A 16701-nucleotide genomic window follows, 5' to 3' on the forward strand; every position below is an offset into this window, starting at 1 on the left:
TTCCGCGGCGGCGGCGGCGGGTTCCGCGGCGGGTTCCGTGGCGGCGGGTTCAGGCCCGGCCGCGGTTATCGCCGAGGCTGGGGCGGCCCGGGCTGGGGCGGCCCTGGCTGGGGTGGTCCGCCGCGCCGGTGCTTTATCAACCGCTGGGGTGAGCGGGTCTGTCGCCGTCCGGCCTGGTAAAGGCTCCCAGGATAGCACGCCTGGCAACAGGAAGCCCGGCCTCGCGCCGGGCTTTCTCCTCGGCGCCCATAGGCCGTCGAGACCCAGCCGGACCAGGTTGTCGCGGCCACAAAATCGGCGACCCGTGAACGGGCGGGTACGTCCTCGGTGTAAAGGCGCGCGCCCTACCATTCGCCGCTGCAGACAGTCAGCCTGTCTGCCCGACGCCCCTCGGCCGGCGCTCACGCCCGATCTTTCGCCCTGTCCATCTGCCCGCGCCGCTGCAGCCAGAGCGCTACGAGCCAGCAGAACAGGGCCCACGCGGCGCCGAGGCACCATCCGGCGAGGACGTCAGTGGGCCAGTGGACGCCCAGATAGATGCGGCTGATGCCGATCATCACCGTCATCAACACCGCCACGGTCAGGAAATAGGCGTGAACACGGCGCGGCGCGTCGAGGCGCGTCAGCAGCACCCCGAGCGTCAGATAGGTCACGGCCGAGATCATGGCATGGCCACTTGGGAAGCTGGCGGTAAGTTCCACCGGCGCCTGGGGGATGAGGTCCGGGCGCGGCCGGTCGAAGAACATCTTCAAACCGTGGCTGAGCAGCGTGCCGCCCATCACAGCCAGCACCACGAACAGCGCCGACGCCCGCTTGCCGACGAGCACGAGATAGACCGCCGTCACCACGACGATGAGGGTAAGCACAGCGAACCCGCCGAGCGCGGTGATGTCCCGCATGACTCCCGGCAGCCAGCCGGGCCCAGGTCCCTGGGCGAGGTTGGCAGGATCGCGAAAAAGCAGCAGCAGGGCCCTGTCGAAGGCTTGACTCTCCCCTTCACCGACGACATCCGCCAGCCGAAGGAAGGCGAGGATCCCGCCGGCAATCACCACAAGGGCGATGACGAGTCCAATCTCGTCCCGCAGCAGGCGGAAGAAGCGCGAGCCGAACCGGGATGCGAGGTTGGTCATCGCCGTGTCGTGGGGCCGGCGCGGTGCAGCGTCAAGGGCGGCCCGTTCGACAAATCGGCGACCGCCGAAGGAACCGATCGCCGGGCGCCGTGTTGACCTGCGGGGTCCCCAGTCAACCACGGAGGAAGCGCGATGGAACGCAGGGTTTTCCTGATGGGCCTTGTTGGTGGTCTCACCGTCACCGCCACCACCAGCGTCGGTTTCGCCGGCGCTGCATCAGCCATGTCGACCGAAGGTCCGCACCTTGCCGCTGTCAGGTCGGTGCTCCGGCAGGACGCGGCGGAAGCCGCGGCGCCCGCGGAGATGCAGCGTCGCCGCTGGCGCCGTCCGCCCCCCTGGGTCCGTCGCCGGCGCCGGTGGATCCGCCGTCGCCGGCGCTGTTTCATCAACCGTCGCGGCTTCCGCGTGTGTCGCTGGTACTGAACCAGCCACACGGAGAGGCCGGCGAAGGACGGGCTGGCTGCCCCCTCGGCCAGCCCGTTTCTTTCTGCGTCGATCGCTCGCCATCGGCCCGAAGGTTTAACGAAGGCGCAAAGGATTCCGGGCCAATCTGAACCCATCCGGCGGATGCACCACTCTCATTCACCCGTGGCCGCCCGAGGATCATCCGTGCACGAGTTTCTCAGCCCTCGCACCATTGCCTTGGCGATTGTCATCATCGCCTTGACGACGGGGGCGCTGCTCTTGGTGTCGTCGCGCCAGAACGGCGACAGCCGTAGCTTGGTGACCTGGGGTATCGCCAATATCCTGGGCGGCATCGGCACGGCCATGGTGTCGCTGCGCGGCTTCGTGCCGGACCTGATCACCGTCGTCATCGGCAATGCCCTGATTATCCTGTCCTACAGTCTCAATGCCAAGGGCACGATGGACTTCTGCCGCCGCAAGATCGCCTGGGCCTTGGTCGCGGCGCCGGCCGTCCTGTGGCTCGCACTCAGCTTCTGGCCCGCCTTCATCTCGAGTGTCGAGTGGCGGCTGATCGTCAATTCCGGCTTCATCGCGGCCGCCTCTTTCGCAGCGGCCGCGGCGCTGTGGACATTGAAGGGCGAGCATCTCGTCACCCGCAAGCCCGCCGCTTTCTGGCTCACGGTCCATGGCTGCGTCTTTACCATCCGCATGATCCCGCCCCTGATCTCGACGGTTCCCGCCTCCAACGAGATCAACGCATCGCCGCTGGTGACGCTGATCATGGTGGAATCCCTCGTCCATGTGACGCTGATTTCCTTCCTGCAGCTCTCCCTGATCAAGGACCGCGCCGAGGAACGGTACCGCCGCGCCGCTGAGACCGACGTTCTGACCGGCCAGCCGAACCGCCGAGCCTTCATGGACCGGGCCGACAGGCTGGTGCGCGAGAGCGACCACTGGCCCGCGTGCATGCTCGTCATCGACGTCGACCGCTTCAAGTCCATCAACGACTCGGTCGGCCATGCCGGCGGGGATGCGGTCCTCGTCAAGGTGGCTGAGACCATCCGCGCCCATCTGCGCCCCACCGACACGTTCGGACGCATCGGTGGCGAGGAATTCGCCGCCCTCCTTCCCAACACCACCCTGCAATCCGCCGCTGTCATCGCCGAGGGCCTGCGCGCCCGCATCGCCGGCCTCGCCATCCATGCCGCGGGCGAGACGGTTCACGTCTCCATCAGCATCGGTATCTCGGCCATTGCCGGCGGCAGGGCCGACCTCGACCACCTCATCGACCGCGCCGACGCCTGCCTCTACGAGGCCAAGCGCACCGGCCGCAACCGCGTCGTCGCCCGCGAGGACGGCATGCGTCTGGCCGGCTGACGGGGCTTGACCGCGCGCACCGATCGCGGCGAACTCGGTGCGAGCCCCGGCCACCCGGCAAGCCTGCGGAGTTGCGATGCGCCCGATCATCCTCGCCCTCGCCTGCCTCGGCCTGATCGCCGGCCCTTTGGACGCGCTGGCCCAGACCAAGGGCAAGACCGGCGCCGATACGCCGCCCGGCGCGAATGGGCAGCAGGCCGACGGGCAGCCCGCCGACATCACCGGCACCTGGACCGGCACCTATACCTGCCTGCAGGGGCGCACCGGCCTGACGCTGACCATTGACGAGGCGAGCCCCGAGAAGGTGCGGGCGACGTTCCATTTCTATGCCGACCCGAGCAATCCCGCTGTCCCCTCCGGCTGTTTCAGCCAGACCGGCCGCTATGACCCGGCGACCCGCCGCCTGACGCTGGCCGGTGGCCGCTGGATCGTCCGTCCGCGCGACTACGAGACCGTGGGGCTGACCGGCACGCTGGACAGTGCGGGGGCGGTCCTCGCCGGCCGCGTGACCCAGGCCGAGGGCTGCACCACCTTCCGGCTGGAGCGCCGCCCGCCGCCCGAGACGGCGCCGGTGGGCTGCGGAGTGAGCGCGGGGGTGCGCTAGAGGCTCTCACCCGCCGTTGACAGGACGGCATCGTGCCTCATATTGTTACATGTAACAACCTTGACAAGGACCTCTGTGGTGACACCAACCAGCTTGAGGGTTCGCAAGCACAGAGACGCGATGCGCGCAGCAGGTCTGCGTCCGGTTCAAATCTGGGTCCCTGACACGCGCCGCCCAGACTTTGTCGCAGAGTGCCGACGCCAGGCCGCCCTGGTCGCCGCGGCGGATGGAATCGACCATCAGTTGAACGAGTTCCTCGATGCGGCACTTGCCGACCTTGAGGACCGGGGGGCACAGTGAGACGCGGTGACCTGGTGACGGTCGCGCTGGCTGGAGATTTTGGCAAACCGCGGCCGGCTCTGGTCATCCAGGCGGATGCATTCGATGCTGTCGCGACGGCGACGGTTCTCCTCGTCTCTTCCACTCTCGTCGATGCACCTCTCCTGCGTGTCACCGTCAAACCCGACGCTGCGAACCGACTCGCGCGGACGTCCCAGATCATGATCGACAAGGCGATGACAATCAGGCGGGAGCGGCTCGGAGTGGTCTTCGGACGTGTGGACGACGAGACGCTGCTAGCAGTGAACCGATCCCTCGCCGTCTTCCTCGGCCTCGCCTGAACCCCTCACCCGCTCCGCGCCACCCGTCCCTCCAGCGGATAGGCCGGGTCCGTATAGCCGGGCGTCGAGGGGTGCCCCGCCGGCACCAGCCGGTCGACCAGCGCCTCGTCGGCCTTCGTGAACCCGTATCCCGGCGCGCCGAGATAATCCTCGAACTGCTCCATGGTGCGCGGCCCGGCGATGGCGGCGGTCACGAAGGCATTGTTCAGCACCCAGGCGGTGGCGAACTGGCCCGGCGTGATGCCGCGCTTCTCCGCATGGGCCTTCAGCTTCTGGGCGATGACGAGCGATTCCTTGCGCCATTCCGTCTGCAGCATGCGGGCATCGGCGCGCCCGGCGCGCGAGCCCTCGGGCGGCGGTGCCTTGGGGTCGTACTTGCCCGAGAGAATGCCGCGGGCGAGCGGCGAATAGGGCACCACGCCGAGGCCGTAGAAGCCGCAGGCCGGCAGGTGCTCCACCTCGGGCATCCGGTTCATGGCGTTGTAATAGGGCTGGCTGACGACGGGGCGGTCGATGCCCATGCGGTCGGCGAGGTTGCAGATCTCGGCGATCCGCCAGGAGCGGTGGTTGGAGACGCCGTAGTGGCGGATCTTGCCCTGCCGGATCAGGTCGCCCATGGCCCGCACGGTTTCCTCCAGCGGCGTCGAATGATCCTCCTTGTGCAGGTAGTAGATGTCGATGACGTCGGTGCCGAGCCGCTTCAGCGAGGCCTCCACCGCCCGCATCATGTAGAGCCGCGACAGGCCGCGGTCGTTGGGGCCGGGTCCTGTCGGGTTGGCGAGCTTCGTCGCCAGCACCCAGTGCGAACGGTCAGCCTTGATGGCGCGGCCGGTGATCTCCTCCGAGCGGCCCTCGGTATAGACATCGGCCGTATCGATGAAATTGACACCCGCCTCCTTGGCCCGGGCGATGATGCGAACGGAATCCTTTTCGTCCGTCGGCCCGCCGAACATCATGGTGCCGAGACAGATCGGCGAGACCTTGAGGCCGGAGCGGCCGAGATTGCGCGAGGTCATGGGGCGTTTCCTGTTTGGGCTGATGCACAGTAGGCCGCCACCACAGGCAAAAGGAAACCACCGCCCCTGCATGCGAGGCCCCGCGAAACGCCGCAGGACCTTTCGGCCCTCACGCCGCCTGGGCCAGCGCCGCCTTCAGGAGCTTCGTCGCCTGATCGGCGGTCATCGGCTCACCGAAGGCGAAGCCCTGCGCATAGTCGCAGCCGAGCTGGAACAGCTCCACGGCGTCGGCGTCGCTCTCCGCCCCTTCCGCCACAACCTCCATGCCGAGATCCTGGCCGAGCGCGATGATGGTGCGCAGGATCACCGGCCGGATACCGCGCTGGTCGGCGCGCACGAAGCTCTTGTCGATCTTGATCGTGTCAAAGGGAAAGCGCTGCAGATAGGCGAGGGAGGAATAGCCGGTGCCGAAATCGTCGAGCGACAGGCCGGCGCCGAGCTCGCGGATCCGGTGCAGCATCTGCGCCGCATATTCGGGATTCTCCATGACCAGGCTCTCGGTCAGTTCGAGCTTCAGAGAGCCGCGCGCCACGGTCGAGCGCGCGAGCACGCCCTTGAGGTCCTGCAGCAGGTCATGGCGCAGCAATTGCCGGCTCGAGACGTTGACGGCGGTGAAGAGCGGCGGCTCCAGCGGCATGAGCTGCTGCCAGTTGGCGAGCTGGCGCGCCGCCCGGTCCATGACAAAGAGCCCGAGTTCGACGATGAGGCCGGTCTCCTCGGCGATGGCGATGAAATCGGCCGGCGGCAGGCGGCCGAGGCGCGGATGGTCCCAGCGCACCAGCGCCTCGAACCCGGCCAGCGTGCGGTCGGCGAGGCGCACGACCGGCTGGTAGACGATGGCAATCTCGCCGCGCTCCAGCGCCCGCCTGAGGTCGCTCTCCAGCGCCAGGCGGTCGCTCTTGTGAGCGCGCAGGGCCGGCTTGAACACTTCGATACGGTCACCGCCGAGACGTTTCGCATGGTAGGAGGCGAGTTCGGCATCCTTCAGCAGGTCATCGCGCTTCCGCTGCGTGCCGTCCGCGAGCGCGATGCCGATGGAGCCGGTGAGGAAGATCTCACGCTCGCTGAAGGCGATGGGCGCGCGCAGCGCCTTGCGGATGGTCTCGGCGAATCCGGTGATGCGCTCGGGCGTGCGTTCGGAGACGAGGATGATGCCGAACTGGTCGCCGTTGAGTCGCGCCAGCGTGTCCTGGGGTTTCAACAGACGGGCAAGGCGCCGCGACACGGTGAGGAGGATCGAATCGCCGACGGAGATCCCGACGGAATCGTTGACCTGCTTGAACCGGTCGATGTCGAGGACGAGCACGGTCGGGCGGCGCGGCTCATCACCGTGGCTGCTCATCAGCGCGGCATCGAGCCGGTCGAGGAAGAGCTCCCGGTTGGGCAGGCCGGTGAGATTGTCATGGACGGCGTCGTGCAGCAGCCGCTCTTCCGACGCCTTGAATTCGGTGATGTCGGCGAGCGTGCCGACGAGGCGCACCACCTCGCCGTCGGAGCCGACCACCGGACGGGCGCGCAGCATGATCCAGACGAAATGCCCGTCGGCGGAGCGCAGGCGGAATTCCTCCACCAGCCGGCCGCGGCGATGCTCCACCACCGTATCGAGGGTCGAGCGGATCCGGTCGCGATCGGCGGGGTGCAGCGCCTCGACGAATTTGGTGGCGGCGCCCTCCAGCGACCCGCGTTTCAGACCGAGCTGCGTCTCCAGTTCCGGCCCGACCCAGATGCGGTTGGTTCCGACGTCCCAGTCGAAAATGATGTCGCCGGCCCCGGTGAGCGCCAGCGCCTTGCGCTCCGTATCCGAGACCAGGCCCCGCGGCACGCCGGCACCGGAAAAGGCGTGCTGCATCACGGTGAAGCCGATCAGCATGACGAGGAGGACCAGCGCGCCGAGCAGGGCGGGCGCGGCGATCTCGTTGTTGAGGCGGCCGGAGACCATCAGGAGCGCCGCGCCCGACCAGACCATGAACAAGGCCCATGTCGGCAGCAGGTTGATGGCACGGTCGTAGCGCAGGAAGGACAGGTAAACGAGGATGATCGTGCCGAGGATCGTCACCGCCCCGATGCCGAGCCGGGCGATGCCGGCGGCGATCGGTGGATCGAACCAGGCCACCGTCACCATGCCGCCGGCGAAGGCGAGCCACACCGCCATCAGCACCGTGTAGCGCACATGCCAGCGGTTGAGGTCGAGATAGGCGAAAAGGAAGATCATCAGCGTGGCGGAGAGGATCGCTTCCGCGACCGCGCGCCAGAAGGCCACCGCCGCCGGCCCCAGTTCCATGACCCGCGTCCAGAAGCCGAAATCGAGCGCCAGCGTGCCCAGCACCGCCCAGGCGAGCAGGGCCGCGGCCGGGAACATCAGCGAGCCCTTGACGACGAAAAGGATCGTCAGGAACAGCGCCAGCAGCCCGGATATCCCGAGAATGATGCCGCGATAGAGGGTGAAGGAGTTCTCGCGCTCCTTGAAGGCGTCCGGCTGCCACAGCGTGATCTGCGGAATGCGGGGATCGTGGAGTTCGGCGACGAAGGTCACCGTCGTTCCCGGATCGAGAGTGATGAGGAAGACGTCCTGGTCGACTTCCGTCTGCCGCTCGGGGCGGAAGCCCTGGCTCGGCGTCAGTGACACCAGCCGCTGGGCACCGAGATCGGGCCGCAGGAGCCCGGACCGGATCAGCCGGTAATGCGGCACGACAATCAGCCGGTCGACCTGCTCGTCGGTGGCGTTGGCGAGGGTGAACACCGCCCAGACTGCGCTCGAATCGGTGCGAGTCTGGCGGACCTCCATGCGGCGGACGATGCCGTCGCTGCCCGGCGCCGTCGGAACCGAAACGCGGTCGCCCTCGCCCGGCACAAAGGTCACGGCCCGGCCGAGATTGATCGCTGGCGACCCCGCGGTGACGGCCACGGACTCGGCGGCCAGCGCCCCGCCTGCGGCGAACGGCAGGCCGCAGGCGAAGACCAGCGCCACCAGGAGCGCGCGGACAGGGGCGAGGGTTTTGCTCACGGGAGATGGACGGGGCTTTGTCGTGACCACTGGTTTTTGAACAGGCGTCACGCCATGAGCCCCGCTTGTGGCGCCAATGCGGCGCCCGTTCACATGCACGAGCCCTGACTTAGCCGGGTGACGCGGCGCGGAGCAAGCGTTCGAATAACGTTTTGGCGGCTAGTCCAGCGTTTTCGCGTGGCGCTCGAAGGCCTCCGGCCGGATGGCCGTTCCAGCCCCCGGCGCTTCGGGCCGCAGGAGATCGCCGTGCCGCACGGTCACGGGCTCCTCAAAACAGGCGGCGATCCACGGAATATACTCGAAGAACTGTGTCGCCGGATGCCAGAAGGACAGGTGCGCATGGACCTGTCCCATATCGCCGGCATGGGCGACGACGGGCAGTCTCGCAACGTGGGCGGTCTCGGCGACCCGGATATATTCGGTGATGCCGGCCAGCCGCGCCACGTCCGGCTGAACGTAGTGCATGGCGCCGCGGCGGATGAAGTCGAAGAAGGCCTCCGCCGAATAGAGCTGCTCGCCCAGCGCCACGGGAATGCCGCCGTCAGCCGCCAGCCGCACGTGCCCCTCCACGTCGTCGTACCAGAGCGGCTCCTCGAACCACAGGAGATCGAGGCCGGCGGCGCGCCGCGTGAAGCGCAGGCAGGTGGCCAGGTCCCAGCGGCCATTGGCGTCGGTGGCAATAGTGATGCGGCCGCCCAGGGCCCGGCGGACGGCGGCGAGACGGTCGATGTCGCGGCCGACCTCGTCCGAGCCGACCTTGACCTTGATGCCGCGGAAACCCTCCTCCTCGACGGCGCGGCGGGCCCCGGCGAGCAGGTCCTCGTCGGAGAGCGAAAGCCAGCCGATATCCGTGTTGTAGGCGGTCAGTCGCTCGCATGTGGCCCCGCCCAGCAGGCGCCAGAGCGGCATGTCGGCGGCCCTGGCCTTGAGATCCCAGAGCGCCACGTCGACGGCGCCGAGGGCGAGATGGGCGATGCCGGCGCGACCGATCCACTGCAGCGGCGGGTGGCGCGCGACTTTCTGCCAGAGCCGGGTGACGTCGCGCTCGTCCTCGCCCACCAGGAGGTCGGCGATGGACGTGCCGATGCAGCGGGCGATCAGGCGATCGCCGGCGAGGTCGGCATGGGTGCCCGTGAAGCCGGTGCCGACGCGGCCGTCCCGGGTGTGGATGCGGCACCCGACCACGCCCCAGTGGGACAGCGTATGGGTCGAATCGGAGATCGACGAGCCCGTCACCGGCACGTGCAGGATGAAGGGCTCGATGCGCGTGATGGTCATGGGCTGCCCCGGTTGAGAGCGGCAGTGTGGGTGGCGGTGGCGCCAAGCTCAAGCCGGCCGGAGGGGGGAGGTGCCGGCCACTCGGCCTCCGATCGCGCCCTTGAAGTCCAGCGCCCGACGAGTGGCCTACCCCGGAAACGACGAAGGCGGGCATCGCTGCCCGCCTTCATCAGTTCAGATCCGTGCGAAGGCCTTAGGCCTGCGGCTGCGGCTCCAGCCCGTCGTCATTGGCCGGGCGGCGGCCCTTGCCGGCCGAAGGCACGGCGGAATGGCGAGTCTGGTTCTTGTCCGGCTCCGCGTCTCGGACCGGCGGCTTGCCGGCGAGCAGGTCCTTGATCTCGTCGCCGGAGAGCGTCTCGTATTCGAGCAGCGCCTCGGCGACCTTGATGAACTGCTCGTGGTTCTCGGTGAGGATGCGCTTGGCCTCCTCGTAACCCTCCTGCACGAGCCGCTTCACTTCCTTGTCGATCTTCTGGGCCGTCGATTCGGAGATGTTCTGCTGACGACCCATCGACATGCCCAGGAAGACCTCTTCCTGGTTGTCGCCATAGGCCACCATGCCGAGTTCCTCGGAGAAGCCCATGCGGGTCACCATGGCGCGCGCCATCTTGGTCGCCTGGTCGATGTCGCCGACGGCGCCGGAGGTGACGTTTTCCTTGCCGAAGGTTAGCTCCTCGGCCACGCGTCCGCCCATGGCGACCGCGAGATGCGAGGTGTATTCCTTGTACTTCATCGAGTAGCGGTCGCCCTCGGGCAGGAACTTGACCATGCCGAGCGCACGGCCGCGCGGGATGATCGTCGCCTTGTGCACCGGCATGCCGGCCGGCACCTTGAGGCCGACGATGGCGTGGCCGGCCTCGTGATAGGCGGTCAGCTTCTTCTCTTCCTCGGACATCGCCATCGACCGGCGCTCGGCGCCCATCATGACCTTGTCCTTGGCATCCTCCAGATCCGCCATGGTGACCATGCGCTTGCCGCGGCGAGCGGCCAGCAGGGCACCCTCGTTGACGAGGTTCATCAGGTCGGCGCCGGAGAAGCCGGGCGTGCCGCGGGCGATGATCTTCAGGTCGACGTCCGGCGCCAGCGGCACCTTGCGGGCATGAACCTTCAGGATCTTCTCGCGGCCGTTGACGTCCGGATTGGGGACGACAATCTGCCGGTCGAAACGGCCGGGACGCAGCAGCGCCGGGTCAAGCACGTCGGGGCGGTTGGTCGCCGCGATGATGATGATGCCCTCGTTCGGCTCGAAGCCGTCCATCTCGACGAGCAACTGGTTGAGCGTCTGTTCCCGCTCGTCATTGCCACCGCCGAGGCCGGCGCCGCGATGGCGGCCGACGGCGTCGATCTCATCGATGAAGATGATGCAGGGCGCGTTCTTCTTGGCCTGCTCGAACATGTCACGGACGCGGCTCGCGCCGACGCCGACGAACATCTCGACGAAGTCCGAACCGGAGATGGTGAAGAACGGCACGTTGGCTTCGCCCGCCACCGCCTTGGCGGTGAGGGTCTTACCCGTGCCCGGCGGGCCGACCAGCAGCACGCCGCGCGGAATGCGGCCGCCGAGCCGCTGGAACTTCTGCGGATCGCGCAGGAACTCGACGATCTCCTGCAGGTCCTGCTTGGCCTCGTCGATGCCCGCCACATCCTCGAAGGTGACGCGGCCGTGGGCCTCAGTCAGGAGCTTGGCCTTCGACTTGCCGAAGCCCATCGCCTTGCCTCCGGCGCCCTGGATCTGGCGTGACATGAAGATCCACAGGCCGATCAGGAGAAGGACCGGGAACCACTGGGCCAGCAGCGCCACGAACCACGGCACCTGCTCGCCCGGGGCGCGGGCCTGCACCTGCACGCCCTTCTCGACCAGGCGCTGCGTCAGGCCGGGGAACGGCGGCGAATAGGTCTGGAAGGTCCGGCCATCGGTGAAGTGGCCGGTCAGCTCCGGTCCCTGGATGGTCACGTCGCGGACGCGGCCGGCATCGGCCTCACTGAGGAACTGCGAGAAGGGAAGGTCGGACGAACCCACCCGTTGCTGCGGGCTCTGGAACAGCGTGAACAGCGCGAGCAGCAACAAGACGATGATCACCCAGAGGGCGAGATTGCGGAAATTGGAGTTCATCGCGTGTCCATCCCTAGGGTTTCGCCGCGCGCGAGGCGCCGAATGGCGCGCAAGCCATGCTCATGCTCATGCGTGGTGCGGCATAACCCTTACCGACCCAATGTAGGAGCGCGAGGGGGTCTTGCCAAGGAGCAGCCGGCGCGACGCGTGACGCTGACCGAGCCGTGCCCCGTCGCGGTCGACCGTTTCCTTAGCCTGTCCTACGGGGCGGCTGGCGTGCCGGCTCCCGTGCCACAATGACGCGCCCGCCGGCCGTCACGGTCACAAGGGCACCCTGGAGCGTCTGGCGCGTCTGGCCGCCCTCCGCAATCGCCACGAGCACCGCGCCGGTCAACGCCTCGAGCGCCTCCAACCGCTCGCGCGCGCCCTTGGGAGCGACCTCCCGCAGCACGGCCGCTATCACTTGCTGGACGTCGAGGAAGGGCTTGTCGAGCCAGCCGGCACCGTCGAAGACGACCGTTCCCGGCACGACGCTGCGCTGGCGCGAGGCCGCGTCGAGCGCCGCGGCATGCTGGGCGAGCGCCGCATCGATCATACGCATCCGGCCCGCGAAAATCGCCAGACGCTCCGAATCGAGCCCTTCTGCCGCCAGAAGCGGCATCATCTGCCGGATTCGCACGCGGGCGAAGTGCCTGTCGCCGTTGGACGGATCATCGACAGGCGTGAGACCCGCGGCCCGGGCGGTCGCGGCGAGGCGCGCCTTGGGTACCCACAGGAAGGGACGCAGCACCGTGGTCCCGTCACGGGCGCCGGCCGCCGCCATGCCCTTCATCCCGAGCGGGCCCGATCCCCGGACGAGCCGCATCAGCACGGTCTCGGCCTGGTCCTCCAGGTGATGGGCGACAACCACGGCGTCGGCGCCGCAACCGCGGGCATGGGCGCCAAGCAGCCGGTAGCGGGCCTCCCGCGCCGCATCCTGCAGACCGGTGGCCGGCTTATCTCCCTCCCAGCGCAGGACCACCGCCGGCAGGCCGACGCCCGCGGCGGCGCGCACCACGGCAGCCGCTTCGGCTGCGGCTTCCGGCCGCAGGCCGTGATCGACACAGGCGACAGTGAGCGGCGGCACCGCGCCGCCGAGATCGCGCCAGCGCACGAAGGCGGCAAGCATCCCCAGCGAGTCGGGCCCCCCCGAGACGGCGAGCAGCAGGGCGGTCTGGGTTGAAAGGGGGCCGAGAAGGTCGCGGATCTCGTTGTCGTCGAGGGGCGCTGCCGCCTCGGACTCAGCAGTTGGCACGGCGCTGCTCGTTCACGACGGCCGTCTTGGTCGAGGCGTTTGCGTTCGGGTACTTGCGGTTGAACTCGGCATAGGCGGCACAGGCGGCCTCGCGCTCGCCGAGCGCGTTCAACGACTGGCCGAGGCGCAGCAGGCTCGACGGCGCGCGCGCAGCGCGCGGATAGTCGGTCGAGACCTTGAGGAACTGTTCGGCCGCCTCGCGGAACTGGCGGCGCTGGAACATCGCCTCCCCGAGCTGATGGGTGGCGTCACCGACCAGCCGGTCGCGGGGATGGTTCTGCAGAAAGCCGCGGAAGGCGATCTCGGCCTGCTCGTAGTCGCGCCGCTGCAGCAGCGCGAGGGCGGCATTGTACTCGTCCCGCGGCGAGGCGGCGATGACCGGCGGCGTGGCGCCGGTGCCGGGCGCGGCCACGGCCCCCGGAATGGTCGAGCGCGGCTGCGGCGGTTCGAGCGTAGGATCGGCCGCGGCCCGACCGGCGAGCTGGCCGAGATCGAGCGGTGCCGCACCGCCTCCGGCCGCACTCCCCTGCACGGTCCGCGGCGGCGCGGCATTGGCACCGGGTGGCAGCGCGCCCAGGTCACGGGGCGCGCCGGCGGCACCCTGCTGTTCGGCAGGATCGAAGACGTCGCTGCGCCGCTGCGGCGGCTGTTGCTGCTGCGACGGCTGCTGTTGCGGCCGCGGCTGGGCCGGACGGGCGCCACCGCGTGCATTTTCCAGTTCATTGAGACGGAATTCGATATCCGCCTGCATCCGCCGTTGCTGGTCTTCCATCTGGCGGACGCGGAACTGCGACTGCTCAAGCTGCCCGTTGAGCGAACGGATCTGCGATTCGAGCCGCTGGATCCGGTCCATCAGGTCGGCCGCGGTCTGGGCCTGCGCCGGCATCGCGGCAAGTGCCAGCACGAGGGCCGCCGCCGCTCCCCCTGCCAGGCGGAACCAGGTCTTTTTCACCCGTCCGATCATCATACCGTTCCTCAGCCCTTCGCACGCGGGAGTTCATGGGGGGAATTGGGCGAGAACTGGGCCCATTTCAAGCAAAAACGGCGCCCGGGGGTCCCGTGCGCCGTCTCCGCGTTCCGAAGGGGAGCCGATCAGGAACCGGCGCCGCCGGACAGGACCGTCACCGACCGGCGGTTCTGCGACCAGCAGGAGATATCGTTGCAGACCGCCACCGGGCGCTCCTTGCCGTAGGAGATCGTGCGCACGCGCGCCGAGGATATGCCGCGGGCGGCGAGATAGTCGCGCACGGTCTGGGCCCGGCGGGCACCGAGCGCAATATTGTACTCGCGGGTGCCGCGCTCATCCGCATGACCCTCGATCGTGAAGGAATAGCGGCTGTACTGGTTCAGCCAGACCGACTGCTTGTCGAGCGTGGCGCGGGCCTGGGGCGTCAGTTCGGACGAATCGGTCTCGAAGAAGACGCGGTCGCCGACATTGACGATGAAGTCCTGGGCACTGCCCGGGGTGGCCGCACCGGCGCCGCCGGCGCCAGCTTGGGTGGTGGGGTTCTGGGCACAGGCGCCGAGCGCGAGGCCGAACGCCATGATGGCTGCAAACTTCAGATTGCGGCCGAGAGCCATGGTCAGCATGATGGTCTCCTTGACCTAAAACGTGCGCAAACCTGTATCAGGAATTCGGTTAAGCGAACCTTCCCGGACAGGATGACCATGGAGTGATCGCGCTCACCTTAACCCTTTCCATGTGCGACGTCCCGGCGGTTATGATCCTGAATTGGTAGGCTTATTAGCGATTGGTCGGGCGGTGAGGCCTTAACGCCTCGCCGCCCGACCAATCGCCGGGATGGTCAACCGTCCGTTAATGAACGCTGGCCGCCGACACCGCACGCCGGAACCGGCGACGGCATCTCTCCCGCATCGCGGCGGAGCGTGACGAGACTGTGGCAGGCGGGTGGCGCTGGCGAGAAGCCTGCCCCCCGCGGGCAGGTGCCCTGAGGATGTGGCGGAATTGCCACATCGCGCAGATTGCAGCCTCAGCGGCCCCAGCGGGTCGTCCAGATCACCGCCATCGTGACAAGCCCGTAGACGACCATGGCAAAGCCGACGAGCGCGAACATCGTCCAGGCCGGCTGCCCCGTCGCGGCGAGCCACCATCCGCCGATGGCGATCACGGCGAGCCGCGCCGTTCCCGCCATCACCGGGCCGAAGACGCGGCCGGCGCCCTGCGCCGCGAAATAGAGGCAGAGGCCGAGGCCGTAGAAGCCGAAGCCAGGCCCGGCCCAGACCAGGTAGGAACGGGCCGCGGCGATCACGGCGGGGTCACTGGTGAAGAGCCGGGCCCAGGCCTCCGGTACCAGCCAGGCGGCGAAGCCGACGGTACCGGTGATCGCGAAGGCCATGGCACCGCCGGTCCAGGCGGCGCGGCGGGCCCTCGGCGCATTGCCCGAGCCGATTGCCATGCCGACCATCGGTACCAGCGACACGCCGATGGCGAAGGTCACAGGGATGAGCAGGAATTCCAGCCGCGACCCGATGCCGTAGCCCGCCAGCGCCTCCTCGCCGAATGTCGCCACCAACCGGGTCAGGATGAGCACGGTCAGGACCGACTGGAACGACGCGAGCATCGCCACCGTGCCAACCCTGAGAATGTCGGCGGCGTGGTCGAAGCGCACCGGCAGGCCCGACAGCGGCAGGACAAAACGTCCCTTGCCGGATCGCAGATAGCGCAGCAGCCAAAGCGCGCCGAGGCCATAGGCGATCACCTGGCCGAGCCCGACGCCGACCATGCCGAGCCGCGGCAGCGGACCGAGGCCGAGACCGAGGCCCCCGCCGACAACGATCTGGATGGCCGCCACGGCCAGGAGGGTGGACGAGGGCACTGCCATGTTGCCCATGCCGCGCACCACCGAGGCCAGAAGGTTGCACAGCCAGACGGCGAGAATCCCTGCGAAGATGACGTTGGAATAGACCAGCGCCTGCTCGAGCGCGGCGCCGCGCCCACCGAGCAGCCGGTAGAGCGCCGGGCCGATCGCCAGGAACAGCGCGCTCATGCCAAGTCCGCCGGCGAGCGCGATCAGCACCGTGTGATAGGCGAGCGAACGGGCGCGGACGACGTCCCCTGCCCCCAGGGCCCGGCTGACCGCCGAGGACACGCCGCCGCCCATGGCACCGGCCGACATCATCTGCTGCAGCATCACCATGGGAAAGACGAGGGCCATGCCGGCGAGGGCCGCCGTTCCGAGCAGGCCCACATAGGCGGTCTCGGCGATGGCGACGGCGGCAGTCGCCACCATCGCCATCATGTTGGGGGTCGACAGTCTGAGGATCGTGGTGACGATCGGCGCAGTGAGGATCGGATTGCCGGCTGGCGTGGGGGTGACGCTCATGAAGCCGCTCCTGCAGGGTTCGAGACGGCCGAACCGCGGCTCACAGTGGCGACAGCCGGACGAGCACCTTGTCGAGTTGCGACACCAGGGAGGCGCTGGCCGCGTCCCCGAGGGCTCCGCGGACTTCTTCCTGCGCCGCAGCCCATCCCGGCAGGGCGACAGTCAGAGCGGTGAAGCCCGTTGCCGTCAGCGACAGGCGACGCGTCCGCCGATCCCGCGCATCGGGCGTCAGGGAGAGGAGGCCGCGCTGCTGCAGCGGCCGCACGCTGCGGGTGAGGGTCGTCGGGTCCATCACCATCCGCTTGGCAAGGTCACCGATCGACGGCGAACCGGCGATGCGAATCTGCGTGAGGATTCCGAACTGGCTGATGGTGAGGCCGAAGGGTTCGAGATGATGGTCGTAGATCTGCGACACCCGCCGCGACGTCCGGCGAACGCGGGAACAGATGCAGGGCAACAAGACTGGCGGGAACGGTACCGAAGGGTCCATGGCATGATTTTATCTGCATATGCAGACAAGTCCAGTGGACGTCGCTCCCCTTGCCGGCACCCGCGCTACGCGCCTAGGCTGCCGGG

At 68.5% G+C, this 16701-nt stretch carries 15 protein-coding genes; 5 read left to right on the forward strand and 10 right to left on the reverse strand.

Features of this window, described 5'->3' with window-relative positions; genetic code table 11:
• Positions 1 to 401 precede the first annotated feature (401 nt).
• Positions 402 to 1130 (reverse strand): phosphatase PAP2 family protein, encoded by a 729-nt coding sequence (locus Q0C57_RS15355; RefSeq protein ID WP_296577312.1) that lies wholly within the window; start codon positions 1128 to 1130, stop codon positions 402 to 404.
• Positions 1131 to 1262: 132 nt separating this feature from the next.
• On the opposite strand from Q0C57_RS15355, the gene Q0C57_RS15360 reads away from it, so the two are divergent.
• The 5 genes from Q0C57_RS15360 (at position 1263) to Q0C57_RS15380 (ending at position 4136) form a co-directional block, all read left to right on the forward strand.
• Positions 1263 to 1553: a hypothetical protein gene (locus tag Q0C57_RS15360; protein WP_296577314.1), complete on the forward strand. Its 291-nt coding sequence runs from the start codon at positions 1263 to 1265 to the stop codon at positions 1551 to 1553.
• Positions 1554 to 1739: 186 nt separating this feature from the next.
• Positions 1740 to 2912 carry a GGDEF domain-containing protein gene (locus Q0C57_RS15365; protein ID WP_296577316.1) on the forward strand — a complete coding sequence of 391 codons (1173 nt, stop codon included), beginning with the start codon at positions 1740 to 1742 and terminating at the stop codon, positions 2910 to 2912.
• Between the two features lie 76 nt (positions 2913 to 2988).
• Positions 2989 to 3516: a hypothetical protein gene (locus Q0C57_RS15370; RefSeq protein WP_296577318.1), complete on the forward strand. Its 528-nt coding sequence runs from the start codon at positions 2989 to 2991 to the stop codon at positions 3514 to 3516.
• A gap of 75 nt (positions 3517 to 3591) precedes the next feature.
• The gene (locus Q0C57_RS15375) at positions 3592 to 3816 is read left to right on the forward strand and encodes an antitoxin MazE family protein (protein ID WP_296577320.1); all 225 of its coding nucleotides are present in this window, start codon (positions 3592 to 3594) and stop codon (positions 3814 to 3816) included.
• The gene (locus tag Q0C57_RS15380; protein ID WP_296577321.1) at positions 3813 to 4136 is read left to right on the forward strand and encodes a type II toxin-antitoxin system PemK/MazF family toxin; all 324 of its coding nucleotides are present in this window, start codon (positions 3813 to 3815) and stop codon (positions 4134 to 4136) included. Before Q0C57_RS15375 ends, Q0C57_RS15380 begins: the two co-directional genes overlap by 4 nt.
• A 5-nt stretch (positions 4137 to 4141) precedes the next feature.
• Here Q0C57_RS15380 and Q0C57_RS15385 read toward each other — a convergent pair whose 3' ends face one another.
• From Q0C57_RS15385 to Q0C57_RS15425, 9 genes are all read right to left on the reverse strand, one after another.
• Positions 4142 to 5152, reverse strand: a complete 1011-nt coding sequence (locus Q0C57_RS15385; RefSeq protein WP_296577322.1) for an aldo/keto reductase — start codon at positions 5150 to 5152, stop codon at positions 4142 to 4144.
• Positions 5153 to 5261: 109 nt separating this feature from the next.
• Complete coding sequence (locus Q0C57_RS15390) at positions 5262 to 8120, reverse strand: EAL domain-containing protein (protein ID WP_296577445.1); 2859 nt, start codon at positions 8118 to 8120, stop codon at positions 5262 to 5264.
• Between the two features lie 195 nt (positions 8121 to 8315).
• Positions 8316 to 9434, reverse strand: coding sequence for a mandelate racemase/muconate lactonizing enzyme family protein (locus tag Q0C57_RS15395; RefSeq protein ID WP_296577324.1), 1119 nt, complete (start codon positions 9432 to 9434; stop codon positions 8316 to 8318).
• A 193-nt stretch (positions 9435 to 9627) separates the two neighbouring features.
• On the reverse strand, positions 9628 to 11547 hold the full coding sequence (gene ftsH, locus Q0C57_RS15400; protein ID WP_296577326.1) for an ATP-dependent zinc metalloprotease FtsH: 1920 nt from the start codon (positions 11545 to 11547) through the stop codon (positions 9628 to 9630).
• Positions 11548 to 11737: 190 nt separating this feature from the next.
• Positions 11738 to 12781 carry a tRNA lysidine(34) synthetase TilS gene (tilS, locus tag Q0C57_RS15405; RefSeq protein ID WP_296577328.1) on the reverse strand — a complete coding sequence of 348 codons (1044 nt, stop codon included), beginning with the start codon at positions 12779 to 12781 and terminating at the stop codon, positions 11738 to 11740.
• Positions 12768 to 13745 (reverse strand): tol-pal system protein YbgF, encoded by a 978-nt coding sequence (ybgF, locus tag Q0C57_RS15410; RefSeq protein WP_296577330.1) that lies wholly within the window; start codon positions 13743 to 13745, stop codon positions 12768 to 12770. The genes tilS and ybgF overlap by 14 nt, the downstream gene beginning before the upstream one ends.
• 128 nt (positions 13746 to 13873) lie before the next feature.
• Complete coding sequence (pal, locus tag Q0C57_RS15415; protein ID WP_296577332.1) at positions 13874 to 14371, reverse strand: peptidoglycan-associated lipoprotein Pal; 498 nt, start codon at positions 14369 to 14371, stop codon at positions 13874 to 13876.
• Between the two features lie 401 nt (positions 14372 to 14772).
• Positions 14773 to 16125 (reverse strand): MATE family efflux transporter, encoded by a 1353-nt coding sequence (locus Q0C57_RS15420; RefSeq protein ID WP_296577334.1) that lies wholly within the window; start codon positions 16123 to 16125, stop codon positions 14773 to 14775.
• A 40-nt stretch (positions 16126 to 16165) separates the two neighbouring features.
• Positions 16166 to 16540 carry a MarR family transcriptional regulator gene (locus Q0C57_RS15425; RefSeq protein WP_296577336.1) on the reverse strand — a complete coding sequence of 125 codons (375 nt, stop codon included), beginning with the start codon at positions 16538 to 16540 and terminating at the stop codon, positions 16166 to 16168.
• Positions 16541 to 16701: the final 161 nt, after the last annotated feature.

Source organism: Phreatobacter sp., from assembly GCF_022843985.1.
In the GTDB taxonomy this organism is placed as follows: domain Bacteria; phylum Pseudomonadota; class Alphaproteobacteria; order Rhizobiales; family Phreatobacteraceae; genus Phreatobacter.